This window comes from Streptomyces doebereineriae (genome assembly GCF_031845645.1).
Classification (GTDB): domain Bacteria; phylum Actinomycetota; class Actinomycetes; order Streptomycetales; family Streptomycetaceae; genus Streptomyces; species Streptomyces canus.
In genome coordinates this window covers 1-424 of record NZ_JAVREZ010000431.1, presented here as the reverse complement: position 1 = coordinate 424, position 424 = coordinate 1, and the positions used below count along the sequence as shown (strand labels likewise).

The window sequence follows — 424 nt, the reverse complement described above, 5'->3', positions numbered from 1 at the left end:
CGCGGGCGGGGATGACAAACTGGACCGCATGGCTTACGACGATCTCCGCTCCCTGCTCCGGGATCTTGAACGCGATGGTGATCTCAAGCGCGTCAAGGCCGAGGTCGACCCTCACCTGGAGGTCGGCGAGATCGTCGACCGGGTGAACAAGGCGGGCGGCCCCGCCCTGCTCTTCGAGAACGTCAAGGGCTCCTCGATGCCCCTGGCCATGAACGTGTTCGGCACCGACCGGCGCCTGCTCAAGGCGCTCGGGCTGAAGTCCTACAGCGACATCAGCGACAAGATTGCCGGACTGCTCAAGCCGGAGCTGCCGCAGGGCTTCGTCGGCGTACGGGAAGCCTTCGGCAAGCTCGGCTCGATGGTCCACGTACCGCCGAAGAAGGTGAAGTCGGACGACGCGCCGGTCCAGGAAGTCGTGCTGAAG

1 pseudogene is annotated in these 424 nt (G+C 65.3%); it reads left to right on the top strand.

The annotated features are described in order from the left end of the window. Nucleotides 1-28 precede the first annotated feature (28 nt). Nucleotides 29-424 (top strand): annotated as a pseudogene (locus RNB18_RS52645) (menaquinone biosynthesis decarboxylase); the annotation flags it as partial.